This window comes from Blastococcus sp. MG754426 (assembly GCF_021699055.1).
Classification (GTDB): Bacteria; Actinomycetota; Actinomycetes; order Mycobacteriales; family Geodermatophilaceae; genus Blastococcus.
Genome location: NZ_SSXC01000016.1, coordinates 37,319 through 60,817, shown reverse-complemented (window position 1 = coordinate 60,817; position 23,499 = coordinate 37,319). Strand labels below are relative to the sequence as shown.

The window sequence follows — 23,499 nt, the reverse complement described above, 5'->3', positions numbered from 1 at the left end:
CACCCGCATCGTGCTGGGCCCCGAGGGTCAGCCCCTGGACGTGGGCCGCACCCCGGCCCCTCCGCAGGGGCCCGCCGCGAGCCTGCGAGTGGCGGGGGGGCGGAGGGGTCCTTTCATTCGCCGGCTGCGACGCCCCTGCCCACTGGTGCGACGTGCACCACCTGGTGCACTGGGCCGACGGCGGGGAGACCTCGCTGGAGAACTCAGGGCTGCTGTGCGAACGGCATCACACCAAGGTGCATCACGGATTCCGGATCGAACGCCGACCCGACGGCCGATGGCGCACCTACCGGCCCGACAGCACCGAGATCCTCATCCTGCCCCGCATCACCGCCGAACCGGCCAACTCCCGAGCCGGCTGACCCGTCACGCCCGCTCGACCTCCACCTGACCGCGCTCCGACCGGGGCCGGGGGATCCCTTCGGGGTGCACCGATCGCCCGGCGTCCGGCTGCGCGGCGTCGGCCTGCCCGGGTGCCGGCGGCTGGGGCTCGGGCACGGCCGGCCGTCCGAAGTGCCAGCCCTGGCCGTGGTCGACCCCGAGGGTCCGCAGTGCTTCGGCCTCGGTCGCCGTCTCGACGCCCTCGGCGACGACGCGCGCCTCCAGCCCGCGGGCGAAGTCGACCAGGGAGCGCACCAGCACGGTGCGCACCGGGTCGGTGTCCAGACCGCTGACGATGCTGCGGTCGAGCTTGATGACGTCGGGCGAGGTCAGCACGATGTGGCGGAGCGAGGAGAAGCCGGCGCCCACGTCGTCGATCGCCAGCCGCAGCCCGGCCGCCCGGAACGGGGCGAGGGTGGCGGCGAGCGTGTCGTAGTCGTCGACCGGGTCGTGCTCGGAGAGCTCCAGCAGCACGCGCTCCAGGGGCAGCTCGGCGAGCAGTGCGGCGCAGTCCGGCGTCAGCAACGTGCCCGGTGAGACGTTCATCGCCACGTACCCCTCGGTGTGCCGGAGGAGGTCGGCGGCGCGGCGCAGGGCGAGCAGCTCGAGCCGGTCGCCCAGGCCGACGCTGTGCGCCTCCTCGAAGACGACGTCGGGCGCCTGCTGCCACTCGCCGGGGAACCGGCTGAGCGCCTCGGCGCCCACCCGGACACCGGTGGCGAGGTCGACGATCGGCTGCAGCGCGACGACAGGCCCGCCGGTGGCGATGAGGGGCACCAGCCGGCCCTCGATGCCCGTGCGCCGGTGCTCCTCCCTGACCTGCGGCTCGATGATCACCGACGCGGCCGACGCGAGGACGTCCATCAGCGCCTTGTCGCGCTTGGTCAGGTCCTTGTCGGTGGTCAGGCCCGCGGCGCAGAAGGTGCCGTAGAGGGTGCCGTCGGAGAGCGTGACCGGCACCGAGACGTAGCTGCGGATGCGCGGCATGCGTGCGGCCGGCAGCTTCATCGCCTCGGGGTGCTTCCGGAGGTCGGGGATGACCGCGGGCAGCTTCCGGTCCAGGATCGCCTGGCACAGCGACGTCTCCTGCACCTGCGTGACCCCCTCCTGGAAGAGGAAGGGCACCGAGGACTCGACCACCTCGAGGTGCTGGGTGGTGCCGTCGAGCCGGGAGAGGAAGGCCACGGAGAGGCGGAGCGACTTCTTCGCCGTCCGCAGCAGGTCGGCGATCTGCTGCTCGGTGTCGGTGCGGTGCTTGCCCACCCCTGGGTCGTCGGCCTGCGGGCCGGGTCCCTGGAGCGGGCACCTCACCCGTCGGGGTGAGGTGCCCGGACGACGTCAGCCCAGCGAGGCGGTGAACGTGACGCTGTCGTCGGAGACGGTCGTGCACTCCATCGTCAGCGGTCCGGCCCCGACGCTCTGGCCCTCGGTGCAGGAGACCTCCTGGTCGCCCACGCTGAAGGTCGCCTCGCCGTCCTGGACCCCACCGAACGTGACGTTCGTGCCGAGGATCTCGACCGACTGGGTGTCGGAGCTCAGCGTCACCGAGCAGGAGGTCCCGGAGCAGTCGACGGCGTCGCCCACTGCGCCCGCTGCCTCGCTCGCCGACGTCGCCGCGGCACCGGTGTCATCCAGCACGGACGTGCCGGTGTTCGGCTCCTCGCCCGAGCACCCCGCCAGCGGGAAGAGCAGCACCGCACCCGCGGCAAGCGCCCCGCGGGTGAGCCTTCGCGTGTGTGTGGTGGCCATGGATCGAGGCTAGGTCGGCCGGTATCGCGCCGCGGCCCAGCTGACCGAACGTCACGCTACTGTGATCTGGGTCACTTTCTCGTCATCAAGGCCGCACGATGACCCCGGCACCGCCGGCCTCGACGGTGACGCGGTCCTCGCCGATGCCGACGTCGGTCAGCTCCTGGCCGAACGGCAGCGGGTCCATCGGGATGACGGCGGTGAACCGCTGTCGCAGCAGCAGCCGGCTGGCGTCGTCCAGGAAGGTGGCGGTGTCGATCTGCGTGGGCCGCACCGCGAGGTCGCCGTCCTCGGCCGCGATGACCGCCCGCGCGGAGGCGGAGAGCCGGCGGCCGAGCACCTCCACCGACCCGGTCACCAGCGCCTCCCCGTCCGGCCGGCCCGCGAGGCTGATCGGGCGGCCCGTCGCCTCCAGGTAGGCGTTCAGGTCGTCGTAGGTCAGCGTCGCCACCTCGCGGGTGCGCTCCAGGTAGACGACGTCCACGTCCTGGGTCAGCAGGTCGTGGAAGGGGACGTGGACGCCGGTCAGCTCGGCGTCCACCTGCTCGATGCGCAGGGGCCCGGCGCGCAGGTCCTCGACCAGGACGTCGACGCGTTCGTACCTCCCGGCGAGCAGCTGGGGAAGGAAGAACGTGCCGTGCACCTCGACCTCCGGCCGGGTGAGGACGCCGGTGGCCAGCTGCACGTTGCGCGCCAGCAGGCCCTCCGCCGCCCAACGGGCCAGCCGGTCGGCCCCCCACAGGAACAGCAGGACGCCGAGGGCGACGCTCGCGGCCAGGAGCAGCGTCGAGCGCCGCGGCCGCCGCCACGTCCGGGAGCCGGTCGCGGTGCTCATCGTCCGGCGGCCTCCAGGGTCTGCTCGTCCACCCGCCGGCCCGTGGGGGAACGCGCCGCGGTGACGGCGGTGTCGCGCAGCTCCTCCCGGGAGATCGCCTCGGTGTGGATGCGGCGGCTGGGCCAGCTGGCCCAGCGACCCAGGAGGGTGAGCAGGGCCGGGGTGAGCACCGGCCGCACGAGGAAGGTGTCGATGAGCAGGCCGACGCTCATCGTGAAAGCGACCTGGCGGAAGGTGTCGAGCGGGATGATGGCCACCATCGCGAAGGTCGTCGCGAGGATCACCCCCGCCGCGCTGATCGCCCGTGCGGTGGCCGGCATGGCGAAGGAGATCGCCTTGCTCAGCGGCATCCGGTTCGCGGCCTCCCAGATGGAGCCGACCGCGAACACGTTGTAGTCCGAGCCCAGCGCCAGCAGCAGGACGGCGGTGGCGAAGGGGGCGTAGAAGGTCAGCCCCGGGTCGCCGAGCCACCCCTGGAACACCAGGACGGTCAGCCCCATGGCCGCCGCGACGCCGAGGGCGCTGGTGAACAGGAGCGCGATCGGGGCGACGAGCGCGCGCAGGTAGAAGACAAGCACCAGCAGTTCGACGACGAGCGCGGCCAGCAGCGTGTAGCGCAGGTTCTGGCGGGTGATGTCCGCGAGCTCGGCGGCGATCGCGGTCTGGCCGGTGACCAGCACCTCGGCGTCCCCGAGGCCGGCGTCCGCGAGCAGCGGGTCGAGCCGGTCCTCGATCCGCCGCAGGTCCTCGATCGCCTCGGCGGCCAGCGGGTCGCTGTCGAGGACGACGACGAAGCGCGCGGCGTCGCCGTCGGCGGAGAAGACGACGCCGTAGGTGTCGGGCAGCGGGTTCTGCGCGGGCCCGAGCACGGTCGCCACCCCCGGCTGGGCGGCGAGCGCGCGCTGCACGGCCTCCAGCGCGGCGCGGTCCTGGGCGATACCCGGCCGCTCCAGGATGATCTCGGTGGGCGCCACCACCCCCCGGACCCCGGCCTCCTCGAGCACCGCGGCGCCGCGGCTGACCGGGTCGTCCTCGGGCAGGCCGCCGGTGAACGACAGGTCCAGGCGCAGCGAGCCGAGGGGCAGGGCGGCCACGACGAGCACGGCGCACCCGAGCAGGGCCGCCACCGCCGCGCCGCGCCGGCTGACCACGATGCGGACCAGCGGGCCGGCGCCGCGGACCGAGGGCGCCGGCCGCGGGCGCTCGGCGCCGGGCACGAACAGCCACCGGCCGAGGATGGCGAGCATCGCCGGCACGAGGGTGAGCGAGACGACGACCCCGATGACCACCGTCAGCGACAGCGCGGGGCCGAACGCGCGGAACAACTCGTAGTCGGCCGCCAGCAGCGCCGCCGTCCCCGCCGCGACCGTGACGCCGGCGGCGAAGACGATCGGCCCCTCCACGGCGACGGCGGCGCGAGCGGCCTCCAGACGGGGCAGGCCCCGGTCGAGCTCCCGGCGCAGCCCGGAGAAGAACAGCACGCAGTAGTCGGTGATCACGCCGATGAGGAGCGCCGCGATGAGCGGCTGGACCTGGTCGGGCAGGGAGAAGCCGAACGCCGCCGCCAGCACCCCGAGGCTGCGGATGGCGACCAGGTAGCCCAGCCCGGCGGTGAACAGCACCACGAAGGGGGCGACGACCGACCGGAAGACCAGCCCCACGACGACGGCGATGAGGACGAGCGTGGCCACCTCGAACACGTGGATCCGCGACTGCAGGTAGGACACCTGCTGGATCTGCGCCGGGACCACCCCGGTCACGTAGGTCTGCACGCCCGGCTGGTTCTCGAAGTGCGCGGCGTACTGGCGGGCGAGCGCCGTCGTCTGCGCCAGGGAGGTGAACGGCGTGACGTAGAGGTAGGTGACCGCGGTGTCCGGGGTGCCCGTGGGGATCGGGACGGCCGCGGCGACGTGCCCGCGCTCCCGGGGCACGGTGCCCTCGAGGTAGGCCTGCGTGTACGACAACGCCCACAGCGCCACGTCGGCGCGGGTGAGCACGCTCAGGCCGCCCGGGTCGTGCACCACCACCGAGGTGTCGGACAGGACCGGGAGCCGGAACAGCTGCAGGCTGCGCTGCTGCGCCTCGACGACGGGGCTGTCGGACGGGACCAGCGAGCCGATGCCCCCGCCGCCGCTGCTGCTGGCCGTGGGCAGGGCGGCCGACACCCAGACGGTGGCGAGGATCCACCCCACGACGACGAACCAGCGGGCCTTGACGACGGCGGTGCGGTAGGCGCGGGCGAGCAGGCGGAGCGGCCCGGGGGCGCGCGAGGCAGGCCGTCCGCCGGGGTTCATGCCGGCGGCGGGGGAGTCGTCGTCGGACCGCGCACCTGGCCCTCCAGCCTGGCCCAATCCCCGGTTGGCACCGCAGGCGCAGGGTAACCGGGGGCGGACGGGCCTGCCCGGCGAGCGGAGGGTCGACCATGGCCGAGTCCGGCACGAGGTCACCGGAGCCCCGCGAGGGGTGGCGGCGCGCCCTGCGCTGGTGGGGAAGGGCCGGCGCGTTCCTCGCCGGCCTGTTCCTCGGCGCGGTGCTCGTCGGGCTGCTCAGCGGGGGCACCGTCGTCGTCGCCAACCCGGTGCCGCTGGACCGCGCCGACGACCCGCTCGGGGCCGGCGGCGGCGCCGCGGAGGGTGGCGCCACCGGCCGGGTGACCATCGACGACGACTGCCTGCAGGCCGTCAACGCGGCGCAGGACGTCGCCCAGCTCGTCGACGAGATGGGCGAGGCGATCGTCGCCCTCAACGCCGCCCGGATGGACGAGGTCGTGCGGCGTCTGCAGCCCCTGCAACGGCGCCTCCAGGCCAGCCTGGAGACCTGCGAGGTGCGGGCGGGGACGGGCGGCGGCCCGACCGCCGCCGTCCCCGCCCCGTCGTCGCCGACGACGGGTCCGCCGGCTCCGGGGAGCCCGTCGGCCACCGACTGACCGGCGTCGCCCCGGCGGTCAGGGGCCCCGGCCGCGGGCGCCGTAGGCTGGTCTCCCGTGAGTCTCACCATCGGGATCGTCGGCCTGCCCAACGTCGGCAAGTCGACGCTCTTCAACGCCCTGACCAAGAACGACGTCCTCGCGGCGAACTACCCGTTCGCGACGATCGAGCCGAACGTCGGCGTGGTGGGCGTGCCCGACCCGCGGCTGGAGAAGCTGGCGGAGATCTTCGGCAGCCAGAAGATCATCCCGGCGACGGTCTCCTTCGTCGACATCGCCGGGATCGTGCGCGGCGCGAGCGAGGGTCAGGGTCTGGGCAACAAGTTCCTGGCGAACATCCGCGAGAGCGACGCGATCTGCCAGGTCATCCGCGTCTTCACCGACCCCGACGTCGTGCACGTCGAGGGCAAGGTCAGCCCGGCCGACGACATCGAGACGATCAACACCGAGCTGGTGCTGGCCGACATGCAGACGCTGGAGAAGGCGGTCCCGCGGCTGGAGAAGGAAGCCAAGAAGGACAAGGAGCGCGCCGCGCTGCTCGCCGCGGCCCAGGAAGCGCAGAAGGTGCTCGACGAGGGCAAGACCCTCTTCTCCGCCGGCGTCGACCCCGAGCCGCTGCGCGAGCTGACGCTGCTCACGACCAAGCCGTTCCTCTACGTCTTCAACGTCGACGCCGACGAGCTGGGCAACGCCGCGGTGCTCGACGAGCTGCGCGCGCTGGTGGCCCCGGCCGAGGCCATCTTCCTCGACGCGCAGACCGAGTCGGAGCTCATCGAGCTGCCGGCCGAGGAGGCCGCCGAGCTGCTGGAGTCGATCGGGCAGAACGAGCCGGGCCTCGACCAGCTCGCCAAGGTGGGGTTCCGCACCCTCGGGCTGCAGACCTACCTGACCGCCGGGCCGAAGGAGGCCCGGGCCTGGACGATCCCGGTCGGCGCCACCGCCCCGCAGGCCGCCGGCGTCATCCACACCGACTTCCAGCGCGGCTTCATCAAGGCCGAGATCGTCAGCTACGACCAGCTCGTCGAGGCCGGCTCCATGGCCGAGGCCAAGTCCAAGGGCTGGGTGCGCATGGAGGGCAAGGACTACGTCATGGCCGACGGCGACGTGGTGGAGTTCCGCTTCAACGTCTAGATCCTCAATATCTGTGCAGGTCAGCGGGCCGTGGCCTGAGCTAATGGCACCGTGGTGGCACACCACGCTTCGTCGACTGCTCGACGGGTGCGGTCCTCGGAGTCGGGCATCAGGTGTCCGTAGGTCTTTAGGACGAGCGTCGCGTTCTCGTGGCCCAGGCGTTCGGCGACCGCCACGACTGACTCGCCGGCCGCGAGGAGCACCGAGGCGTAGTGGTGCCGCAGGTCGTGGCTTGTCGTCCCCGTCGGCAGCCCCGCCTTTTCGACCGCTGCGGCGAAGATCATCGACCCGTAGTAGTCGTGCCGGTAAACCGCTCCGGTGGTGGTCGTGAAGATCGACCCGTCTTCGCCGGCCGGGAACTCGGCCAGGTGGGCGGCCAGCGCGTCGGCTACGACCTGGGGGAGTGGGACCGTTCGGCGTGACCGCGGCGTCTTCGGTTCCGACCGCATCTTGGCGCCGGGCGCGATCTGCCACTCGACGCGAGCCGTGCGCCGCAGGAAGTCGACGTCCTCGACCCGGAGGGCCAGCAGCTCCCCAATCCGCAGGCCGAGCCCTGCCTGAGTCAGCACCATCGCCCGGTTGCGCGCCGGCATGGCGTCGGCGAGCGCCTGCACCTGGGGCACAGTGAGCGGGATGACCCGGGGACGCTCATGCCGGGGGAGTGCCACCCGCACCACGGGCGAGGACGCCGTCAGCCGATCCAGCACGGCGCTGGCGTAGATCGACCGCAGCAGCGACACCAGGTTCCGCAGGGTGGATGGGGCGAGCACCTGAGCCCGGTCCGATGCCCATGCCTGCACCTCGGACGGTCGGACGGCAGACAGCCGCCGGTCGCCGAGCTTCGTGCCGGCGATGTGCGTCTCGATGAGGCTGGATACTCGCCGCGCCGTTGTCGGCCGGTGCGGGCGGGCCGAGGCCCACGCACGGGCGTACTCGGCGACGGTGACGCGGTGGCTGTGGTCGACGTACTGACCCCGGAGCTTGTCCGCCTCGACGGTGGCGGCGAACCGGTCGGCGTCCCCCTTCTTGCCAAACGTCTTCTTGCGCTGGCGCCCGTCAGGGTCGCGGAACCGGACGTCGTAGACCTTGGCGTCGCGGCCATTCCGACGGGTCAGCCGAGGCTCAACGCTCGCCATGCCGACCGTTCTCGTCCTCTAGGTGCGAGAGTTCAGCCGGGAGCGGGCCGGGGTCGCATCCCCACTCCCGAATGTCGGCGCGGATGCGCTCGAGCGACTCCTCGATCAGTCGAAGGCGTCCTTCATCGGCCCGTCGCTTCGACCGGCGCCACTCGTCGAGAGCTTGATCCTGCGCCCGGAAGTCCTTGATCACAGAGTTGTTCGACGCGGCGAAACCCTCCCCTGGGAACGCACCGTCGCCCGCGAACCACTTGGCCGCTGGCCAGGTCGCAGCATCAACTCCGGGCAGTAGCTCAACCGTGTCGAGGCGTCCGATGGGGAGGGCCAAGAGAAGCGGAGGGATGCGCAGGGCCCGGGCGAGCACGATCAGCTCAGCGACCGACACCGTGTCACGGCGGCCGGACTCGAGATTGGCGATGACGGACCTAGGGATCGCGTAACCGAGCTCTGCGGTGATGTCTGCCAGCTGTTGGGCGCTGAGTCCTTGGGCGACGCGGGTGCGTTGAACCTGATCGGCGATGGTCGCCGTCAGCCTCTTAGGCCACGGCGGCGGCTGTGTCATGAGGACACTCTACGTGTATCCGTTGACATCTGGCAACACAGGCTGCCATCCTCTTTTCGTCGTCACACAACCGACGGAGAGGATGTGTCTCAGTGACACAAGCCATCGATCGCCTCCTGAGTGCTCAGGAGCTCGCCGACTTCCTCGGCGTTCCCCTCGGAACGCTGTACCAGTGGCGCACAAAGGGCTCCGGTCCCCGTGGAATGCGCGTCGGCAAGCATGTCCGCTACCGCCGAACTGACGTCGATGCCTGGCTCGACCAGCAGGCGGATCAGCCTCGAGCGGGGGCCGCCTAATGGCCCTACAGCAGAAGCAGAACGCCCCCGCTCAGTTGGCGCTGAGCGAGGGCGGAAGCGAGATCCACATGGCGGCAGGTCTCGCGCTCGAGAGTAGCGGAGGCGCCCCATGAGCGTCATCCCTAGCGCGCTCCCTTGGGCGAGCGCACTCATCCAGGCCGCAGGCCAGCCGATCCCCGACTACGGATCGGCGGAGTGGGCTGCGCTGCCCGACGGCAGCCGGGCGAAGGTCGCCGCGTGCGTCATCGCCGCCGAGTGCTGGCGGACCTACACCGACCCGGCCGAAGTGGCTCTCAGGCTGCGCATCGAGCTCGACGCCGCCCGCGACTACGAGGAGCCGGCCGTCTGGTCCCCGGAGATCGTCGCCGAGGTGCGGCGCACCGCCGACCGCCCCACGTTCGCCGAGCTGTGCGAACGCCGCGGTGAGCCCGAGCGGGCCGCCAGAGCCCGCGAGAGCGCCGCCCGGATGCGGGAGGTGGCCTGATGGGGGTCCGACCGCTGCGCCTGTTCGAGGAGCCCCACCAGCGGGCCACTGTCCGCATCGAGGTCGGCGCCCGGTCGTGCTGGCTGTACGGCCGGGGCCTCGTCCGACTCCTCGAGGAGCTGGACATCGCCCGGATGCGCGACTGGCATCCGGACCGCAAGGGCGTGCTCATGTGCCCGATCAACCGGGTCGGGGACCTGCTGGCCCTGCTCGAGCACCGCGACCGGCGGATCGTCGAGCTGAGTTCGGTCGACCGGTGAGCCGCCGGCAGAACGTGCGGGACCGCTGGTACCGCCTGGTGATCCGTCACCACGGCGTCAGCGGGTCCTGCCGTGAGCTGCTCGCCTACATCGCCGTCTGCCACATGACCGACCTGGGGCACGTCAAGGTGCCGCGGGCCGAGCTGGCGAAGGCGCTGGACATCGCCGAGCACCGCGTGACCGTCCGCATCGGGGAGGCCGTCAAAGCCGGTCTGCTGACGCGGGTCGCTGGCGGCAAGAACGGCCAGACGATGCAGTACGCGGCGAGCTTCCCCAGCGGTCAGGGTGCCGCATCACGACACCCTCGACCCGAGGTTGAGGTATCGGGATTGCGACACCCTCAGAACGACACCCAGGAACCGGCCTCAGGGTGCCGCGATACGACACCCATACGCGCGCGCACTACTTACAAAACCCACGGCACACAGCCTGCGCCGATCGGGAGCCGTGCTGTCGGTGAAGCCGACCGCGCCTCTACAGACGGCAGCAACGGAGGCGAGTGGCAGCCCACTCCCTTCAAGCGCCCGTCTTCCGACTCGACGGGGCGAGTGGCATGACCGGCATCAACGTCCGCTTCCTCCGCGTGCTCGGCATCCGCGCCCGCGACCCCGGAGTCCTCGCCATCGTCGGCGACCACCGCGTGTCCTGGGACCCCCGCGGCTGGGACTGCGACTGCGGCGACCCCGAGTGCCGCCACGTCGACGTCGTCGCCGACCTACTCGATCCCCGCGTCACCGGGGGATCACGCACGACCCCATAAGCCCGATGACCACCACACCAGAAGGAGACCCGATGACCACCACCGAGACCGTCAAGGCCAACCCCCGGGCCTGGACCAACCGCGCCGGCGCCGACACCGCGTTCCGCGCCGCGCTCGCCCGAGGTGACTTCCCCACCGTCCCCGCGGCGATCACCACGACGATCGGAGCCGCCGACCGGCTCGCCGTCCTCGAGCGGGCGTACCGCGACGGCCCCACCGTCGCCGACGTCGTCAAGCGCGCCGCAGAAGACCTGACCACCGGCCGCCCCGTCGACCCCGCCGAGTTCGACGCGGCACTCATCGCCGCCACCCGCCGAGCTGACCTCGACGCCGCCCGGATGCAGATCAGCGGCACCCTGCACCGGCACGTGACCGCCGGGTGGCACACCGCCGTCGCCGACGCGCTCCCCGAGCTCCTGGCCGGCCTGCGCGACCAGCTCGCCGACCTGATGACCGAGATCCGGTCCGCCTGCCAGGCCCTCGGCGACCTGGACCCCGCCGACGCTGGAGCGGCCGCAGCCGCCACCAGCGCCCAGCGGAAGGCCCTGGTTGACCTGGGGGTGCTCGCCACCCGCTACGAGCGGCTGAGGATCGCTCAGCGGGCCGCCATCGTCGTCGGCGAGGAGCACCCGCCCGGCGGGTACGACACGCGCGCCGTGGTCCAGAGGACCTGGGCCGACGCCTTCGCCACCGGCGTGCACGAGTTCGCCAACGTGCCGTTCGAGGGCGCCGTGGACGAGGAGCCGGGCGGGGTGGCACGGCTGCGGTTGATCGCCCACCGCGACGACGTCTGGCTGCCCACCATGGAGCAGTTGCGCCAGGCGCACGCCGAGCTGTCGCTGGGCCGCGCCGAGGTTCGCGCCCGGCGTGCCGAGCAGGCCAAGCGTGACGGGCTGGTGGCCGCGTGACCGCCAAGCCGCTGAGTCAGCGCGCGTTCGAGTCAGCGCTGCGAATGGCTCAGCACGACAGCCGCGTTCCCCGACCCAAGCTCGAGGACTTCGCGCACCTCGACGTCGTGGCGTCCGGTGAGTCGCAGCAGGCCGCGCCGCCGCCGCGACAGGTCGCTGATCCTGCCGCTGTCGCGGACGTGCTCAGTCGGATGCAGGCCGAGACGCGGATCAAGTTCACCGAGCCCTCACCACAGCCGCAGTCGTGGACTCGGTGGCACGGACGGCTGGCCAGCGATGCGTGAGGCGACGGCGAGCCGCGCCGGTCACGGAGCGTCACTGACGGCGCGAGGGGGTGCGGCCTTCCCCAAGGGGGGTCATCAAGATCGGGACCGCCGGGAGCTGTCTTCGTGGTGCGGTGATGCCTCTTGCTCGATTCCGACCCGGGGGCGGTGACTGACCGTGACTGAGCCTCCGAGCGGGCTGGCGGCCCGGGGTCGCAGCTTCTGGGCTCATGCGACCGACGTCTACGAGCTGTCGCGGTCGGAGCTCGAGCTGCTGACCGAGGCGTGCCGGCTGATGGATGAGTGCGAGTCGCTGCGCAAGGCGATCGCCGAGGACGGCACGACGGTGGCGGGATCGACCGGTCAGCCTCGCGTGCATCCCGCTGTCGGCGAGCTGCGCCAGCACCGGCTGGCCCTGGGGCGGCTGCTGTCTCAGCTGGCTCTCCCTGACGAGGACGACGAGTCCCTGCCGACGCCGCTACAGGCCCGTGGGCGCGCTGCTGCCAGTAAGCGGTGGGCCGGGCACAGGAAGGGCGCGTGATGGCCCGCAGGAAGCCCGTGGAGCCGTCCCCGGACGAGGTGGCGGGGCTGCCGCACCGGGAGCTGCTGCGGTTCGTGCCGCCGCAGCCGGCGCCGAAGACGGAGGACGGGCGCCCGATGCCGTGGGCGGTCAAGTGGACGGCCGCTGACTTCGCCGCATGGCTGCGTGCCCGGGCCGCGTGGCGGGAGACGCACGCCGAGCCGCTGCCGGGCCTGCTCGGCCGCGAGCGCGTCGCACTGAACCAGATGGACCTGCCGCCGGCACTGGTCCGAGCCGAACGAGAAGCCAACGAGGCAAGGAAAGGAGGGTCGAGCTGATGGCGGATCGATCCGTAGTTGTCAGGCTGATGGCAAACATCGCCGACTTCAAGGCCCAGATGCAGCAGGCCGAGCGGTCGGTGAAGGGCGTCGGGGATCAGGCGGAGAAGACGCAGCGCGAGGCGTCGACCACGCTGGGGCGGCTAACGGAGTCTGCGCAGAAGAACGAGCAGGCTTGGAACACGGCCGGCACCACGCTCGCCGGTTTCGGGGCGGCCACGACGCTGGCGCTCGGCGCCACGATCAAGGCTGCCATTGACTGGGAGTCCGCCTGGGCTGGTGTGACCAAGACCGTCGATGGTTCTGCGGCGGAGATGGCCACGCTTGAGGGTGAGCTTCGCGGGCTGGCCCGCACTCTGCCTGCGACGCACCAGGAGATCGCCGCGGTCGCCGAGGCGGCCGGGCAGCTCGGCGTCAAGCGCGAAGACGTGGCCGCCTTCACCCGCACGATGATCGACCTCGGTGAGACGACGAACCTCACCGCCGACGAGGCGGCCACCAGCCTCGCGCAGATGATGAACGTCATGCGGACGTCCCCGCAGGACGTCGACCGCATGGGCGCTTCTCTCGTCGCGCTGGGCAACGCCGGTGCCTCGACTGAGGCGGACATCCTCAGCATGGCGCAGCGTCTCTCCGGCGCCGGTGCGCTGGTCGGGGCGACCGAGTCCGACGTTCTGGCGCTGGCATCCGCGATGGCCGACGTGGGCATCGAAGCGCAGCTCGGTGGCGGCGTGATGACCCGCGTGCTCCAGAAGATCCACACGGCGACCCTGGAGGGCGGCGAAGCCCTCGCCGGTTTCGCCGACGTCGCGGGCGTCTCGTCTGCCGAGTTCGCTCGCGCGTTTGAGGAAGACCCGATCCGCGCCGTCTCCCTGTTCACGCAGGGCCTCGACGACGTCAATTCGTCCGGTGGCAACGTGGTCGCCACGCTGTCGGACCTGGGGCTGAAGGGCACCGAGGAAGCGTCGGTGCTGCTCCGTCTCATGGGTGCCAGCGAGGGTCTCGCCACGTCGCTCGACACGAGCAGCAAGGCGTGGGAACAGAACTCGGCGCTGGTCGAGGAGGCGGCGAAGCGGTACGACACCACCGCGTCGAAGCTGGCTATCGCCCGCAACAACATCACCGATGCGGCCATCGAGATCGGCGAGGTTTTCCTCCCGGTCCTCGCAGAGCTGGCCGGTGGCCTGGCCGACGTGGCGGGCTGGTTCGCCGACCTTTCGGACCCCGCGCAAACGCTTGTCGCCAGCTTCGCCGGCCTCGCCGGTGTCGGGACCCTCGTCGCGGGCGCGTTCCTGCTGGTGTTCCCCCGGGTCATCGAGACGTATAAGGCGTTCCAGACGCTGAGCAGCACCATGCCCGGCGTCGCCTCCGGTCTCGGCAAGGTGGGCAAGGCCGCCGGCATCGCTGGCGTCGTCTTCGCACTGTCGCAGGCGGTCGACGCGCTCAAGGCGTCGGTGGGGACTGCTCCGGCGTCCATGGAAGAGACGACCGCAGCCCTGCTGGGCATGGGTGACTCGATGGAGCAGGTCGACGCGCAGTTCCGGGCGGCGGCTGCGGCTCCTCTGGCCGACGACATCAACGGCCTGGCCGATGCTGCCCGCCGGCTCACCGACCCGAGCAACCTGGAGCGCCTCAACAACTTCGGCGCCGAGCTGATCTCCTTCGGCTCCGCTGAGGGTGTGGGCAGCCGGGAACGTCTGCTTGAGCAGCTCGACCAGATGGGCCAGTCGTTGGCGTTGATGGTGGAGTCCGGCAACGCGGAGATGGCGAAGGAGCAGTTCGCCATCCTGTCCGCGGAGTGGGAGCGCGGCGGCGGCACCGTCGAGGACCTCAAGAACCTGATGCCCGCCTACACCGAGGCGCTCAAGGGGGTGGAGAACGACCAGTCGCTGGCTGCCGAGTCGGCCGCACGCCAGGCGCAGAACACCGCGGCGCTGGCGCAGAACCTTGAGGCCGCCTACGGCAGCATTGAGGGCTATGCCGCTGCGATGGGCTACGGCGAGGAAGAGACCCAGGCGCTGATCGCCCGCACGGAGGAACTCGGTTCCACGCTCGCCGACTTCATCAACCCGCTCGGGGTCTACACGACCCTGCTGGACGAGAAGGTGGCAGCCGAGGAGGCGGCCGCAATCAAGGCCGCGGAGGCTGCCGGGGCGGGCGCCGATTCGTGGCGTGACTTCGTCGTCGACACCGGGGTCAGCTTCGACGAGTACATGCGCCGCCTCGAGGAGCAGGTGACCGCGCAGACCAACTGGCAGACCAACATGCTCATCCTCGCCGGCCGCGTGTCGCAGGGCACCCTCGATGAGCTGGCGCGCATGGGCCCGGAGGGTGCCCCGCTGGTCGCTGAACTGGTCAAGCGTTCCGACGCCGAGCTGGACCGGCTCGACGAGATCACTGCGCTTCGGGCGAAGGAAGCCACCGATGCCTGGGGTGCGCAACTGACGATGGCGCAGCCCGTACTCGCGGCGATTGCCGCGAAGGCTGGCCAGGGCGCCGCCGAGGCCGCCGCCCGCGAGCTGCAGGCCGGCACCACGACGATCGCACTGATCGCCCAGCAGTACGGCGTGGAGCTGGCGGCTGGCGTCAACCCGCTGCTGCGCGCTGTCGGCCGCAAGGCGATCAACCCGCGAGGCGGGTTCTTCGAGGCCGACGGCGGAGTCGTCGACTACTACGCAGACGGCGGCATGTCCGAGAACCACGTCGCGCAGATCGCCCGCGCCGGCGACTGGCGCGTCTGGGCCGAGCCCGAGACCGGCGGGCCGGCCTTCATCCCCCTCGCACACCACAACCGACTGGAGACCGCAGCATGACCCTCATCGCCTTCGCCGCCCACGCCGACCGGGCGGAGATCATCACCGACACCCTGACCTACACGCACACGGCCACGCGCATGGGCCACACGTCCAAGCTGCTGCCCCTGCCGCACCTGGACGCCGCGATCGTCGCCCAGGGCTCGACCGGCTTCGAGCGCCGCTGGCACATGCAGGCGCTCTACCTGGCCCAGCACGCCGCCGACTTCGACGAGTTCGCCCGCGAGGCGCCCGCGCACCTGGCGCACGTGTGGTCCGAGCTGGGCATCGACCTGGACGCCGAGAACATCGCGCACGGCCGCAGCGCCACCGTGACCCCCTCGGTCGTCTTCCTCGTCGGCTACTCGCCCCAGCGGCAGAGGTTCGTGGCCTACGGGTTCGCCTCCGACCACGGCTTCGCGCCGACCAAGCTCGATGGCCTGTACGCGATGCCCAGCCCGCTCGACCGGCGGCCCGGCGACCTCGAGCTGCACCGGCTTCGCGGTCACCTGCCTGCCGTCCTCGGCGACCAGGCCGACCGGGCCGTCGCCGCCCTCGGTCGGCTGCCCATCCAGCCGGCGCCGCGCCGCCCCGAGGAGTGGGTCGACCTGGCCAAGGCCGTCCGCCGCGACCGTGCCATGGCCGATCTGTACTCGGGTCTGAAGACCTACGTCGGTGGCGACGTCATGCTGACCGCGCTGCGCCGCGGGGAGTCCACCACCCGCCGCATCCACACCTTCAACGACTCCGGGTCGGACTTCGCCCGCATGATGGCCGGCTCGCTGCACCCGATGTCCCAGGCGTCGGCGTGCGAGTGCGACAGCGGCCGGCGCTTCGTCGACTGCTGCCTGGCTGCGATCGCCGACGAGCCGTGCCCCTGCCAGTCGGGCAAGGTCTTCGCGGCCTGCTGCAGCATCAACGCTGACATGTCGGCTACAGCCGTAGCCTGAGAGGTGGGACTGCCCCGCCGGGACGTGGGACCGGCGGGGCAGTCATCCGTCCGAGCAGGGCGGGACCCTGAGGTCCCGCCCTGCTCGCGTAGTTCTGGATAGTCTCCGCAGACTCTTACGGAACGGGGACGAATCGTGACTGCCAACGTCCGTCGAAACGGAACGCTGCTCCTGCTCGCCGCACTGCTCGCCATGCCGATGTTGTCGGCTTGCGGCGGTGACGCTGACGCCGAGACGTCCGGCACGGTGGCTACCAAGCAGCTACGGCTGACCGGTGCGCACGAGGAGTGCAAGCGAGTGGACAGGGGGTCAACCCTGAGCCTCGAGGATGACGGCAACACGATCGTGATCGACACAGGCAGCGAATACGGAGACCCGTCCGGCTACCTGTGTGTGATCGAGCAGCTCGACGTTCCGAGTTCCATCACCGCTCAGATGGACCGCACGAACGCGATGATGGGCGTGCAGCAGGCCGAGCACAACGGGTACGAGTTCAGCTGGTCGTACCACCCGGACAACGGGGTCAACATGGTCATCAGCGACACCCGGGCGACCGAAGGTTGAGGCGGGGACTAAACGCGCCCATCCCCTGACACCAGCGACCCCCTGAAAGGCCGTTAGAACGGCTCTCAGGGGGTTGCTGTGCGTAATGGCCCGGCTGTCGGAGAGCGGCAACGGCAGCGGGTCAGCTTCCGAGGACGAGGGCCAGCACCGAGACGACCACGGCGACGAGCGACAGTGCCGAAGTTGCGATCGCCAGCCAGAAGGAGCGCACTGCCAGCTCATGGCTTCGCTGAGCCGCTCGCTCCCGCGAACGTCGCTCGAGCTCATCCATGTAGTAGGACGTGCCGACGCTGGTGTGACCCGCCTTGGCGTCGTGCTCAGCGATCAGGTCCTCGTCGGAGGTGGCTCGCAGTTCCTCGATCTTCCGCACCATGTCATCGGACCCTAGGTGAGCGACTGAGCCCCCCACCGTCGCGCTGACGGTGGGGGGCTCAGTCGTGTCAGTCGCAGGTCAGTGGAGGCCGCACGCTGCCCCCTCGTACAGCGGGGCGCCGCACTCGCCGCACGTCGTCAGCTTCGGCGGCTCCACCTGCGCCAGCAACCGGCGCCGGGTGCCCTCGTCCAGATCGGGCGAGATGGCGAGCACGTTCGCCTCCTCGATGAAGCTCCACCGCCGGCCGTGCGGGATGTCCATCGTCACGATGACGAGTTCCTCCTCGATCCAGGCCTGGCTGAGCGAGAACAACAGGTCGTCGCGCTCGGCGAGCAGCGCGTCGCGCTCCTCAAGCAGAAGGGCGTGCCGCTCCTGCAAACGAGCGACTGCCGCAACGATCTCGTCCGCGGAGGGGGTGTGGTCGGTAGCGTCGTACATGGATCTCTGGCCTTTCTGAGGATGGCGAGGGGTCAAGGCCCTGTCTCGGTCGTGACACCGAGGCGGGGCCGTCTCTATGTGTGTATCCGGTTGCGCTGAGTAGTTACGGGCCGGGGCTGTTCCGGGGGTGAGACTGTGGCCCGATGGCACATCCATGGCACCGGACGCCGGAAAACCTCGGCAGACGACGACAAGCGTCGGAAGGCGTAATCGCAGGTCAGCGGCCGGCGGGCTACGTCCTCGCAGGTCAGCGAGCCGGGGGTATAGGTTCCGCTTCAACGTCTGACCGTCGGCGCAGGGGCGGAACAGGGGCTACAGCAGCGGCGTTCTGCTGTCGATGTCCCTGGTGGCCCGGAGCTGCCGGGGCGAGCCACGACCGAGGAGACCTGATGGACTACCTGCGACAGCTGCAGGCGGAGCGGCCGCTGCTCTTCGGGCTCCTGCTCCTGGTGGGCTTCATCGTCGCCTTCCAGCTCGCCATCTTCGTGATCCAGCTGGTCGTTGGGCCCTTCGGCCTGCCGGGCTGGGCGCCGATCGTGATCCTCGTGGGCGGATTGGTCCTCATCGCCCGCCGGCAGAACCGGTAGCTCTTCCGCCCAGGAGCGCGTTGAGCCGGGCCGCCTGCCGCGTGAGGTGCTCGCGCTCGGGCAGGTTCGGCGCGGACCGGGCCGCCTCGGCGTAGAGCCGCGCCGCGGTCGCGACGTCGCCGTCCTTCTCGTGCAGGTACGCCGCGACGGCGGTGTACCGGGGGAGCGCCGGGTCGAGCCCGGCCAGCGCGGCCAGCCCGGCCCGCGCACCGTCGGCCTCGCCGACCGCGACCGCCCGGTTGAGGCGGGCGATCGGGCTGCCCGTGACCCGCACCAGCTCGTCGTACCACTCGACGACCTGCACCCAGTCGGTCTCCTCGGCGGTGCGCGCGTCGGCGTGCAGCGCGGCGATCGCGGCCTGCGCCTGGAACTCGCCCAGCCGGTCGCGCGCCAGCGCCGCCTGGAGCACCTCGACCCCCTCCGCGATCAGCGCGGTGTCCCACGCGCCGCGGTCCTGCTCGGCCAGCGGGACGAGGCTCCCGTCGGGGCGGGTGCGTGCCGGGCGCCGCGCGTGGTGCAGCAGCATCAGCGCGAGCAGCCCCGCCACCTCCGGGTGGTCGCTGACGGCCGCGAGCTGCCGGGTCAGCCGGATCGCCTCCGCCGCGAGGTCGACGTCGCCGGAGTACCCCTCGTTGAAGACCAGGTACAGCACCCGCAGCACGGTGGCGATGTCCCCGGGCCGGTCGAACCGGACACCCGACACCGTCCGCTTGGCCCGGCTGATCCGCTGCGCCATCGTCGCCTCGGGCACGAGGTAGGCCTGGGCGATCTGCCGCGTGGTCAGCCCGCCGACCGCGCGCAGCGTGAGCGCCACCGCCGAGGCCGGCGTCAGCGACGGGTGCGCGCACAGGAAGTAGAGCCGCAGCGAGTCATCGGCCTCCTGCCCCGGCCCGGGCGCGGGCTCGGCGTCCACCCGTTCCTCGCGCCGCCGCCGGGACGTCTCGGCCCGCGTGGCGTCGAGGAACTTCCGCCAGGCCACCGTGACCAGCCAGCCCTGCGGGTCACGCGGTGGTCCCGCCGGCCACACCCGCACGGCCTCGACCAGGGCCTCCTGGACGGCGTCCTCGGCCGCCGCGAAGTCGGCTCCGCGGCGGCCGAGGACCCCGATCACGGTGGGGACGACCGCCCGCAGCAGGGTCTCGTCCACCGGTGCGGTCACTCCGTGATGGTCGGCGGCGCGGTCAGGAACGGGCGCAGCTCCAGCCACTCGTGGATCGGCTTCCCACCGGCACCCGGAGCCGCGGACAGCTCGCCGGCCAGTTCCACCGCCCGCTCGTGGCTGTCGACGTCGATCACCATCCAGCCGGCGATCAGGTCCTTCGTCTCGGCGAACGGGCCGTCGGTGACCGGCGGCCGGCCCTCGCCGTCGTAGCGGACCCACGTGCCCTCCGGGGCGAGCGCCTGCCCGTCCACGAACTCGCCGGTGCCCTCGAGCCGCGCGGCGAAGTCCTGCATGTACTGCACGTGGGCCGAGATCTCCTCCGGCGTCCACTTCTCCATCGGGACGTCGTTCACCGCCGCCGGCGCGCCGCGGTAGTGCTTGAGCAGCAGGTACTTGGCCATGGTGTTCTCCCTGGTGAGATACGGCCCATCGTGGCCGTCGCACCCCGGGGACGGAACCGCCCGCGCCTTCTCGACACGAGCCGCGGACAACTGGGGGGAGGAAGTCAGACCCGGCCGCGGAGGATGCGTCGCCAGTACACCTGCGGCAGCCCGTAGCGGTCGAAGAGCCACTGCCAACGGCGCGGCACGAACGGGTCCAGGAAGGGCACCGACGGCTGCGCCTGGTCGTCGCGGTCGACCTCGTTGAGCATCAGCTTGCGGCGGCTGACGGTGATCGGCATGACGGTGTAGCCGTCGTAGCGCTGCATCGACCGCCCCGTCTCGGCGGCCGTGATGTTCGTGCTCAGCGCGTGCACCTGCTTGCGCAGCGCGCCGCCGGACGGGCGGGTGGCGAGGTCGGCGGCGTCACCGAGGCCCCACACCGAGCCGTGACGGCGGTGCTGCATCGTCTCCGGGTCGACGTCCACCAGGCCGGGTGCCTCGTCGGCCGCGAGACCGGAGTCGGCGATCCACCGCGGTGCCCGGTAGTGCGGGACCGCGTGCGCGAAGGCGATGTCCTCCAGCACCCGCCGGCCGCCCGGCGAGCCGACCGCGACGGAGCGCAGGTCGCCGTCCACGCTCTCGATCCGCGCCTCGCGCAGCACCTCGACGCCGTAGCCGGCGAACACCTCCTCGAGGTACCGGTCCGCCTCCGGGATCCGCGTCGCGGTCGCCTCCGGCAGGACGAGGGTGACCCGGACGTCGCCGAGCACCCCGGCGCGCTGCCAGTGGTCGCACGCCATCAGCAGCGGCTTCAGCGCGGTCGGCCCGCAGGAGGCCGGCTCCGGGGGCACGGTGAAGACGGCAGACCCCGACCGCACCGACCGGATGCCCGGCCACACCAGCGGGGTGCTGCCCGGCACGTAGGAGGAGGCCGCCCACCCCTCGGTGTAGGCCCGCTGCAACCCCGGGGTCGCGTCCCAGTCCTCCACCAGGCCCGGGCACAGCACCAGCGTCGACCAGTGCAGGGTCCGGCCGCCGCGCGTGCGGACGGTGCGGGCGACCGGGTCGACGGCGTCGACGGCGTCGCGGATCCAGGAACACCCGTCCGGGACGACCTCGGCCATGGGGCGTTCCAGCTCGGCCATCGACGCCTCGCCGGCGGCGACGTAGTTCAGCAGCGGCTTGTACCGGTGCACCGGCTGCGGGGCCACCACGGTCACGTCGGTCACCCCGTCCCGGAGCAACCGCGCCGCCAGCGAGATCCCGGCGTTCCCGCCACCGACGATGAGCACGTTCGTCCCCGCCACGTCCGCTCCCTGCGATCAGGCCGCGGACCCCTGCTCAGCGCCGCAGCTCGGACACCCCGTCGAGCGTGCCCAGTTCCCGCGGGTTCCGAACCGGGTGCACGCGGCTGATCCGGCCGTCCTCGACGACGGAGGCCACCGCCGTCTCGAACGGGCCGCCCGGATCGAGCCGCGCGCCGACCGCACCGTCGAGCACGCGACACCCAGCGCGGCACCCTCAGAAGGAGACGAGCATCCCGACCGTCGTCGCGACCAGCGCGAAGCCGGCCAGCCGGAGCACCCGGATACCGGTGTGCCGCGTGTGCCCGGTTCCGCGCCGGGCCAGCACGACCCCGCCGGCCAGGGCGGTCGCGCCGGTGGCCAGGGCGGCGACCTCCATGAGCCCCCACGGTGAGGCGGTGGCGCTCAACCACCGGGTGGGCGGGGTGAACCCGAGCACCCAGCTGTACGAGGCGGCCCAGAACAGCAGAGCCAGGACGGCCAGGGCGAGCACCGGCCGCCGCCACCGGTCGACGCGGGCAGGACGGGCGGTCGCGGGGGTGTCGAGCACGTGGCGGAGGCTAGGGGAGCGGCGAGCAGAGCGGTGGCCCCGTCAGCGCGCGGGGGAGGTCAGCCGGCGAGGCGGGCGCACTCCTCGCAGCGCGCCACCTGGCGCGCCGAGGGCCAGTCCTGCGCGGCGGTGGCGCGCACCAGCTGGCCGCAGAGCGAGGACTCCAGCCCGTCGACCACCGGCTTGGCCACGGCGTGCGCGACGTCGGCGGCCCGCGCGAACCCGTCGTCACCGGGCCGGACGTCGGGTCCGATCCACCCGACCCGGATACCGATCACGAAGAGGCTCGCCGTCATGGCGCCAGCGTGGGCACCCGAGGTGTCCGGCGGGTGACGCGGCCCGGAACACTCGACGGCGACGCGGCGTCTCAGCGCTGCCCGGCCGGCCGGTAGACGACGTGCAGCACCCCCGTCGGCAGCGCCTCGGAGGAGACGAGCTCCAGCGGCGTCCGGTCCAGCTCGTCGGTCCAGCGCCGCTCGCCCGAGACCACGACGGGGTCGACCAGCAGCACCAGCTCGTCGAGCAGGCCGGCCGCCAGCAGGGACCGCACCGTGGTGAGGCTGCCGGACATGCCGATGGTCCCCTCGGTGCGCTCCTTGACCGCCCGCACGTCGTCCAGGCCCCGCAGCACCGTGGTCCCGGCCCAGTCGGAGCGCTCCAGCGTCGTCGACAGCACGTACTTCGGGACGGGGTTGATGAAGTCGGCGAACTCGTCGCTGTCGTTGCCCGGCCAGTACTGCGCCCACTGGTCGTGCAGCACCCGCCCCATGAGGTAGGACTCGCACCGCCCCAGGTGCCGGTCCACGGCCTTGCCCATCGCCTCGTCGAAGTACGGCCCGTGCCAGAGGTCGGGGCGCTCCGCCGAGCCGTCGACGGTCGTGAACAGGGAAGCGGCGATGTGTCCCACGGGGTCTCCTTCGAGCGAGCGGTCGTCGTGAACCTAGACGGGCAGGCCCCGGAGAACTCATCGGCCGGGCGCGCGGTCGCGGCCGGTCCCCGGCAGGCTGGCGGTGGTGGCCGGCCGGCGGCCCTTCCCCGGCGACCGCATCGACGTCCGGTTCCGGTACGAGTGGCACGACGACGAGGGCGGCACCTGGCGCTCCTACGGCAACGAGAACTGGGAGTTCGCCGCCGACGGCCTCATGCGCCGCCGGGCGGCCGGCATCGACGACGTGCCCATCGCGGCCGAGGAGCGGTGGATCCTCGGCCCGCGGGAGGACGGCGACAGCACCCCGTTGCCGCTGCGCTGAGCCGGCGCACCGGCCCGTCTCGGGGGTGCTCACGGGGAAGCCCCCGGTGACGTAGGCCCGCGGCATGCCCGCGTCCCACCCGGGCCGACCCTGAGCGCAGAACCAGGGGCGGTTCCGGGTGTCACCGGATGTCCAGGGCGCGACGTCGACGGCAGGCTCGTGGCATGACGAACTCGGTTCCTCTCCCTCCTCCCGCCGACGCCCCCGGCGAGGCGCAGCAGCCCCCGTCGGGGCGGCCGGAGCTCCGCCGCAGCACCACCGACCGGATGGCCGGCGGTGTCTGCGGCGGCCTGGCCGACTACAGCGGCATCGACGCCGTGCTCTGGCGCGTCGGCTTCGTCGGCCTCACCGTCGCCGGTGGGGCCGGTGTCCTGGTCTACCTGCTGCTCTGGGTGCTGATGCCCGCCGGACCGCCCCGCAGCGACGAGACCCCGAGCCCGCTGGAGCGGCTGGTCCAGCGGCTGCACGAGACCCTCACCGGGCGCCGGCCGGCCCCGCCGCGGTGACCCCGGCGGTCGACACGCGGACCGGCGCCGGCCCCCGACCGGCGCCGGTCCGCCACGATGGGCGGGCCACGGCCCCGAGCAGCGACGGAGC

At 72.1% G+C, this 23,499-nt stretch carries 33 protein-coding genes; 18 read left to right on the top strand and 15 right to left on the bottom strand.

Features of this window, described 5'->3' with window-relative positions:
- Positions 1-152: 152 nt before the first annotated feature.
- The gene (locus E9549_RS24100) at positions 153-362 is read left to right on the top strand and encodes an HNH endonuclease (protein WP_308113071.1); all 210 of its coding nucleotides are present in this window, start codon (positions 153-155) and stop codon (positions 360-362) included.
- A gap of 4 nt (positions 363-366) precedes the next feature.
- On the opposite strand, the gene E9549_RS08260 is transcribed toward E9549_RS24100, so the two are convergent.
- The 4 genes from E9549_RS08260 to E9549_RS08245 all read right to left on the bottom strand — a co-directional run bounded on the left by E9549_RS08260 (position 367) and on the right by E9549_RS08245 (position 5,259).
- A complete protein-coding gene (locus E9549_RS08260) occupies positions 367-1,644 on the bottom strand; it encodes an EAL domain-containing protein (RefSeq protein WP_236826061.1) in 1,278 nt (425 codons plus the stop codon).
- A 75-nt stretch (positions 1,645-1,719) separates the two neighbouring features.
- Positions 1,720-2,130, bottom strand: coding sequence for a hypothetical protein (locus E9549_RS08255; protein ID WP_236826060.1), 411 nt, complete (start codon positions 2,128-2,130; stop codon positions 1,720-1,722).
- Between the two features lie 85 nt (positions 2,131-2,215).
- Positions 2,216-2,965 (bottom strand): DUF2993 domain-containing protein, encoded by a 750-nt coding sequence (locus E9549_RS08250; protein WP_236826059.1) that lies wholly within the window; start codon positions 2,963-2,965, stop codon positions 2,216-2,218.
- Positions 2,962-5,259: an MMPL family transporter gene (locus tag E9549_RS08245; protein ID WP_236826058.1), complete on the bottom strand. Its 2,298-nt coding sequence runs from the start codon at positions 5,257-5,259 to the stop codon at positions 2,962-2,964. The genes E9549_RS08250 and E9549_RS08245 overlap by 4 nt, the downstream gene beginning before the upstream one ends.
- A 128-nt stretch (positions 5,260-5,387) precedes the next feature.
- Here E9549_RS08245 and E9549_RS08240 point away from each other — a divergent pair, with 128 nt between their 5' ends.
- Positions 5,388-5,891 carry a hypothetical protein gene (locus E9549_RS08240; RefSeq protein ID WP_236826057.1) on the top strand — a complete coding sequence of 168 codons (504 nt, stop codon included), beginning with the start codon at positions 5,388-5,390 and terminating at the stop codon, positions 5,889-5,891.
- A gap of 57 nt (positions 5,892-5,948) precedes the next feature.
- Entirely contained in the window at positions 5,949-7,022 is a 1,074-nt protein-coding gene (gene ychF, locus E9549_RS08235) for a redox-regulated ATPase YchF (protein ID WP_236826056.1), read from the top strand.
- 20 nt (positions 7,023-7,042) lie between these two features.
- On the opposite strand, the gene E9549_RS08230 is transcribed toward ychF, so the two are convergent.
- Both E9549_RS08230 and E9549_RS08225 read right to left on the bottom strand, forming a co-directional pair.
- Positions 7,043-8,158 (bottom strand): site-specific integrase, encoded by a 1,116-nt coding sequence (locus tag E9549_RS08230; protein ID WP_236826055.1) that lies wholly within the window; start codon positions 8,156-8,158, stop codon positions 7,043-7,045.
- On the bottom strand, positions 8,145-8,720 hold the full coding sequence (locus E9549_RS08225; RefSeq protein WP_236826054.1) for a helix-turn-helix domain-containing protein: 576 nt from the start codon (positions 8,718-8,720) through the stop codon (positions 8,145-8,147). Before E9549_RS08225 ends, E9549_RS08230 begins: the two co-directional genes overlap by 14 nt.
- 92 nt (positions 8,721-8,812) lie before the next feature.
- On the opposite strand from E9549_RS08225, the gene E9549_RS08220 reads away from it, so the two are divergent.
- The 12 genes from E9549_RS08220 to E9549_RS08165 all read left to right on the top strand — a co-directional run bounded on the left by E9549_RS08220 (position 8,813) and on the right by E9549_RS08165 (position 16,855).
- Positions 8,813-9,016, top strand: coding sequence for an AlpA family transcriptional regulator (locus E9549_RS08220; protein ID WP_236826053.1), 204 nt, complete (start codon positions 8,813-8,815; stop codon positions 9,014-9,016).
- A 109-nt stretch (positions 9,017-9,125) separates the two neighbouring features.
- Entirely contained in the window at positions 9,126-9,500 is a 375-nt protein-coding gene (locus E9549_RS08215) for a hypothetical protein (protein WP_236826052.1), read from the top strand.
- A complete protein-coding gene (locus tag E9549_RS08210) occupies positions 9,500-9,760 on the top strand; it encodes a hypothetical protein (RefSeq protein WP_236826051.1) in 261 nt (86 codons plus the stop codon). The genes E9549_RS08215 and E9549_RS08210 overlap by 1 nt, the downstream gene beginning before the upstream one ends.
- Entirely contained in the window at positions 9,757-10,317 is a 561-nt protein-coding gene (locus E9549_RS08205) for a hypothetical protein (RefSeq protein ID WP_236826050.1), read from the top strand. Before E9549_RS08210 ends, E9549_RS08205 begins: the two co-directional genes overlap by 4 nt.
- Positions 10,314-10,520 (top strand): hypothetical protein, encoded by a 207-nt coding sequence (locus tag E9549_RS08200; protein WP_236826049.1) that lies wholly within the window; start codon positions 10,314-10,316, stop codon positions 10,518-10,520. Before E9549_RS08205 ends, E9549_RS08200 begins: the two co-directional genes overlap by 4 nt.
- Positions 10,521-10,552: 32 nt before the next feature.
- Positions 10,553-11,428 carry a hypothetical protein gene (locus E9549_RS08195; protein WP_236826048.1) on the top strand — a complete coding sequence of 292 codons (876 nt, stop codon included), beginning with the start codon at positions 10,553-10,555 and terminating at the stop codon, positions 11,426-11,428.
- Positions 11,425-11,712: a hypothetical protein gene (locus tag E9549_RS08190; protein WP_236826047.1), complete on the top strand. Its 288-nt coding sequence runs from the start codon at positions 11,425-11,427 to the stop codon at positions 11,710-11,712. Before E9549_RS08195 ends, E9549_RS08190 begins: the two co-directional genes overlap by 4 nt.
- 157 nt (positions 11,713-11,869) lie before the next feature.
- Complete coding sequence (locus E9549_RS08185; protein ID WP_236826046.1) at positions 11,870-12,232, top strand: P27 family phage terminase small subunit; 363 nt, start codon at positions 11,870-11,872, stop codon at positions 12,230-12,232.
- Positions 12,229-12,549: a hypothetical protein gene (locus tag E9549_RS08180; protein ID WP_236826045.1), complete on the top strand. Its 321-nt coding sequence runs from the start codon at positions 12,229-12,231 to the stop codon at positions 12,547-12,549. The genes E9549_RS08185 and E9549_RS08180 overlap by 4 nt, the downstream gene beginning before the upstream one ends.
- Positions 12,549-15,362, top strand: a complete 2,814-nt coding sequence (locus E9549_RS08175; protein WP_236826044.1) for a phage tail tape measure protein — start codon at positions 12,549-12,551, stop codon at positions 15,360-15,362. The genes E9549_RS08180 and E9549_RS08175 overlap by 1 nt, the downstream gene beginning before the upstream one ends.
- Positions 15,359-16,291, top strand: a complete 933-nt coding sequence (locus E9549_RS08170; protein WP_236826043.1) for an SEC-C metal-binding domain-containing protein — start codon at positions 15,359-15,361, stop codon at positions 16,289-16,291. Before E9549_RS08175 ends, E9549_RS08170 begins: the two co-directional genes overlap by 4 nt.
- A 135-nt stretch (positions 16,292-16,426) precedes the next feature.
- On the top strand, positions 16,427-16,855 hold the full coding sequence (locus tag E9549_RS08165; protein WP_236826042.1) for a hypothetical protein: 429 nt from the start codon (positions 16,427-16,429) through the stop codon (positions 16,853-16,855).
- A gap of 121 nt (positions 16,856-16,976) precedes the next feature.
- On the opposite strand, the gene E9549_RS08160 is transcribed toward E9549_RS08165, so the two are convergent.
- Together E9549_RS08160 and E9549_RS08155 are read right to left on the bottom strand one after the other, a co-directional pair.
- Positions 16,977-17,228, bottom strand: coding sequence for a hypothetical protein (locus E9549_RS08160; RefSeq protein WP_236826041.1), 252 nt, complete (start codon positions 17,226-17,228; stop codon positions 16,977-16,979).
- Between the two features lie 78 nt (positions 17,229-17,306).
- Positions 17,307-17,666, bottom strand: a complete 360-nt coding sequence (locus tag E9549_RS08155) for a hypothetical protein (protein WP_236826040.1) — start codon at positions 17,664-17,666, stop codon at positions 17,307-17,309.
- A gap of 389 nt (positions 17,667-18,055) precedes the next feature.
- On the opposite strand from E9549_RS08155, the gene E9549_RS08150 reads away from it, so the two are divergent.
- Positions 18,056-18,253, top strand: a complete 198-nt coding sequence (locus E9549_RS08150) for a hypothetical protein (protein WP_236826039.1) — start codon at positions 18,056-18,058, stop codon at positions 18,251-18,253.
- On the opposite strand, the gene E9549_RS08145 is transcribed toward E9549_RS08150, so the two are convergent.
- From E9549_RS08145 to E9549_RS08115, 7 genes are all read right to left on the bottom strand, one after another.
- Complete coding sequence (locus tag E9549_RS08145) at positions 18,228-19,412, bottom strand: RNA polymerase sigma factor (RefSeq protein ID WP_236826038.1); 1,185 nt, start codon at positions 19,410-19,412, stop codon at positions 18,228-18,230. The genes E9549_RS08150 and E9549_RS08145 overlap by 26 nt on opposite strands.
- Positions 19,409-19,816, bottom strand: a complete 408-nt coding sequence (locus tag E9549_RS08140; protein ID WP_236826037.1) for a YciI family protein — start codon at positions 19,814-19,816, stop codon at positions 19,409-19,411. Before E9549_RS08140 ends, E9549_RS08145 begins: the two co-directional genes overlap by 4 nt.
- A 104-nt stretch (positions 19,817-19,920) precedes the next feature.
- On the bottom strand, positions 19,921-21,105 hold the full coding sequence (locus tag E9549_RS08135) for an FAD-dependent oxidoreductase (protein ID WP_236826036.1): 1,185 nt from the start codon (positions 21,103-21,105) through the stop codon (positions 19,921-19,923).
- A gap of 34 nt (positions 21,106-21,139) precedes the next feature.
- Positions 21,140-21,298, bottom strand: coding sequence for a hypothetical protein (locus E9549_RS08130; RefSeq protein ID WP_236826035.1), 159 nt, complete (start codon positions 21,296-21,298; stop codon positions 21,140-21,142).
- Positions 21,299-21,319: 21 nt separating this feature from the next.
- Positions 21,320-21,652, bottom strand: coding sequence for a hypothetical protein (locus E9549_RS08125; RefSeq protein ID WP_236826034.1), 333 nt, complete (start codon positions 21,650-21,652; stop codon positions 21,320-21,322).
- A 59-nt stretch (positions 21,653-21,711) separates the two neighbouring features.
- On the bottom strand, positions 21,712-21,948 hold the full coding sequence (locus E9549_RS08120) for a hypothetical protein (RefSeq protein ID WP_236826033.1): 237 nt from the start codon (positions 21,946-21,948) through the stop codon (positions 21,712-21,714).
- 71 nt (positions 21,949-22,019) lie between these two features.
- Positions 22,020-22,559, bottom strand: coding sequence for a dihydrofolate reductase family protein (locus E9549_RS08115; protein ID WP_236826032.1), 540 nt, complete (start codon positions 22,557-22,559; stop codon positions 22,020-22,022).
- A 106-nt stretch (positions 22,560-22,665) separates the two neighbouring features.
- Here E9549_RS08115 and E9549_RS08110 point away from each other — a divergent pair, with 106 nt between their 5' ends.
- The gene (locus E9549_RS08110; protein WP_236826031.1) at positions 22,666-22,902 is read left to right on the top strand and encodes a DUF1348 family protein; all 237 of its coding nucleotides are present in this window, start codon (positions 22,666-22,668) and stop codon (positions 22,900-22,902) included.
- A gap of 164 nt (positions 22,903-23,066) precedes the next feature.
- Positions 23,067-23,408 (top strand): PspC domain-containing protein, encoded by a 342-nt coding sequence (locus tag E9549_RS08105; RefSeq protein ID WP_236826030.1) that lies wholly within the window; start codon positions 23,067-23,069, stop codon positions 23,406-23,408.
- Positions 23,409-23,499 lie beyond the last annotated feature (91 nt).

What these genes read in the sequence shown, in the direction of transcription:
- E9549_RS08255 (WP_236826060.1), bottom strand. Translation starts at nt 2,130, where the DNA reads ATGGCCACCACACACACGCGAAGGCTCACCCGCGGGGCGCTTGCCGCG.
- E9549_RS08230 (WP_236826055.1), bottom strand. Translation starts at nt 8,158, where the DNA reads ATGGCGAGCGTTGAGCCTCGGCTGACCCGTCGGAATGGCCGCGACGCC.
- E9549_RS08160 (WP_236826041.1), bottom strand. Translation starts at nt 17,228, where the DNA reads ATGGTGCGGAAGATCGAGGAACTGCGAGCCACCTCCGACGAGGACCTG.
- E9549_RS08195 (WP_236826048.1), top strand. Translation starts at nt 10,553, where the DNA reads ATGACCACCACCGAGACCGTCAAGGCCAACCCCCGGGCCTGGACCAAC.
- E9549_RS08200 (WP_236826049.1), top strand. Translation starts at nt 10,314, where the DNA reads ATGACCGGCATCAACGTCCGCTTCCTCCGCGTGCTCGGCATCCGCGCC.
- E9549_RS08240 (WP_236826057.1), top strand. Translation starts at nt 5,388, where the DNA reads ATGGCCGAGTCCGGCACGAGGTCACCGGAGCCCCGCGAGGGGTGGCGG.
- E9549_RS08215 (WP_236826052.1), top strand. Translation starts at nt 9,126, where the DNA reads ATGAGCGTCATCCCTAGCGCGCTCCCTTGGGCGAGCGCACTCATCCAG.
- E9549_RS08150 (WP_236826039.1), top strand. Translation starts at nt 18,056, where the DNA reads ATGGACTACCTGCGACAGCTGCAGGCGGAGCGGCCGCTGCTCTTCGGG.
- E9549_RS08155 (WP_236826040.1), bottom strand. Translation starts at nt 17,666, where the DNA reads ATGTACGACGCTACCGACCACACCCCCTCCGCGGACGAGATCGTTGCG.
- E9549_RS08225 (WP_236826054.1), bottom strand. Translation starts at nt 8,720, where the DNA reads ATGACACAGCCGCCGCCGTGGCCTAAGAGGCTGACGGCGACCATCGCC.
- E9549_RS08250 (WP_236826059.1), bottom strand. Translation starts at nt 2,965, where the DNA reads ATGAGCACCGCGACCGGCTCCCGGACGTGGCGGCGGCCGCGGCGCTCG.
- E9549_RS08210 (WP_236826051.1), top strand. Translation starts at nt 9,500, where the DNA reads ATGGGGGTCCGACCGCTGCGCCTGTTCGAGGAGCCCCACCAGCGGGCC.
- E9549_RS08140 (WP_236826037.1), bottom strand. Translation starts at nt 19,816, where the DNA reads ATGGCCAAGTACCTGCTGCTCAAGCACTACCGCGGCGCGCCGGCGGCG.
- E9549_RS08105 (WP_236826030.1), top strand. Translation starts at nt 23,067, where the DNA reads ATGACGAACTCGGTTCCTCTCCCTCCTCCCGCCGACGCCCCCGGCGAG.
- E9549_RS08175 (WP_236826044.1), top strand. Translation starts at nt 12,549, where the DNA reads ATGGCGGATCGATCCGTAGTTGTCAGGCTGATGGCAAACATCGCCGAC.
- E9549_RS08245 (WP_236826058.1), bottom strand. Translation starts at nt 5,259, where the DNA reads ATGAACCCCGGCGGACGGCCTGCCTCGCGCGCCCCCGGGCCGCTCCGC.
- E9549_RS08170 (WP_236826043.1), top strand. Translation starts at nt 15,359, where the DNA reads ATGACCCTCATCGCCTTCGCCGCCCACGCCGACCGGGCGGAGATCATC.
- E9549_RS08120 (WP_236826033.1), bottom strand. Translation starts at nt 21,948, where the DNA reads ATGACGGCGAGCCTCTTCGTGATCGGTATCCGGGTCGGGTGGATCGGA.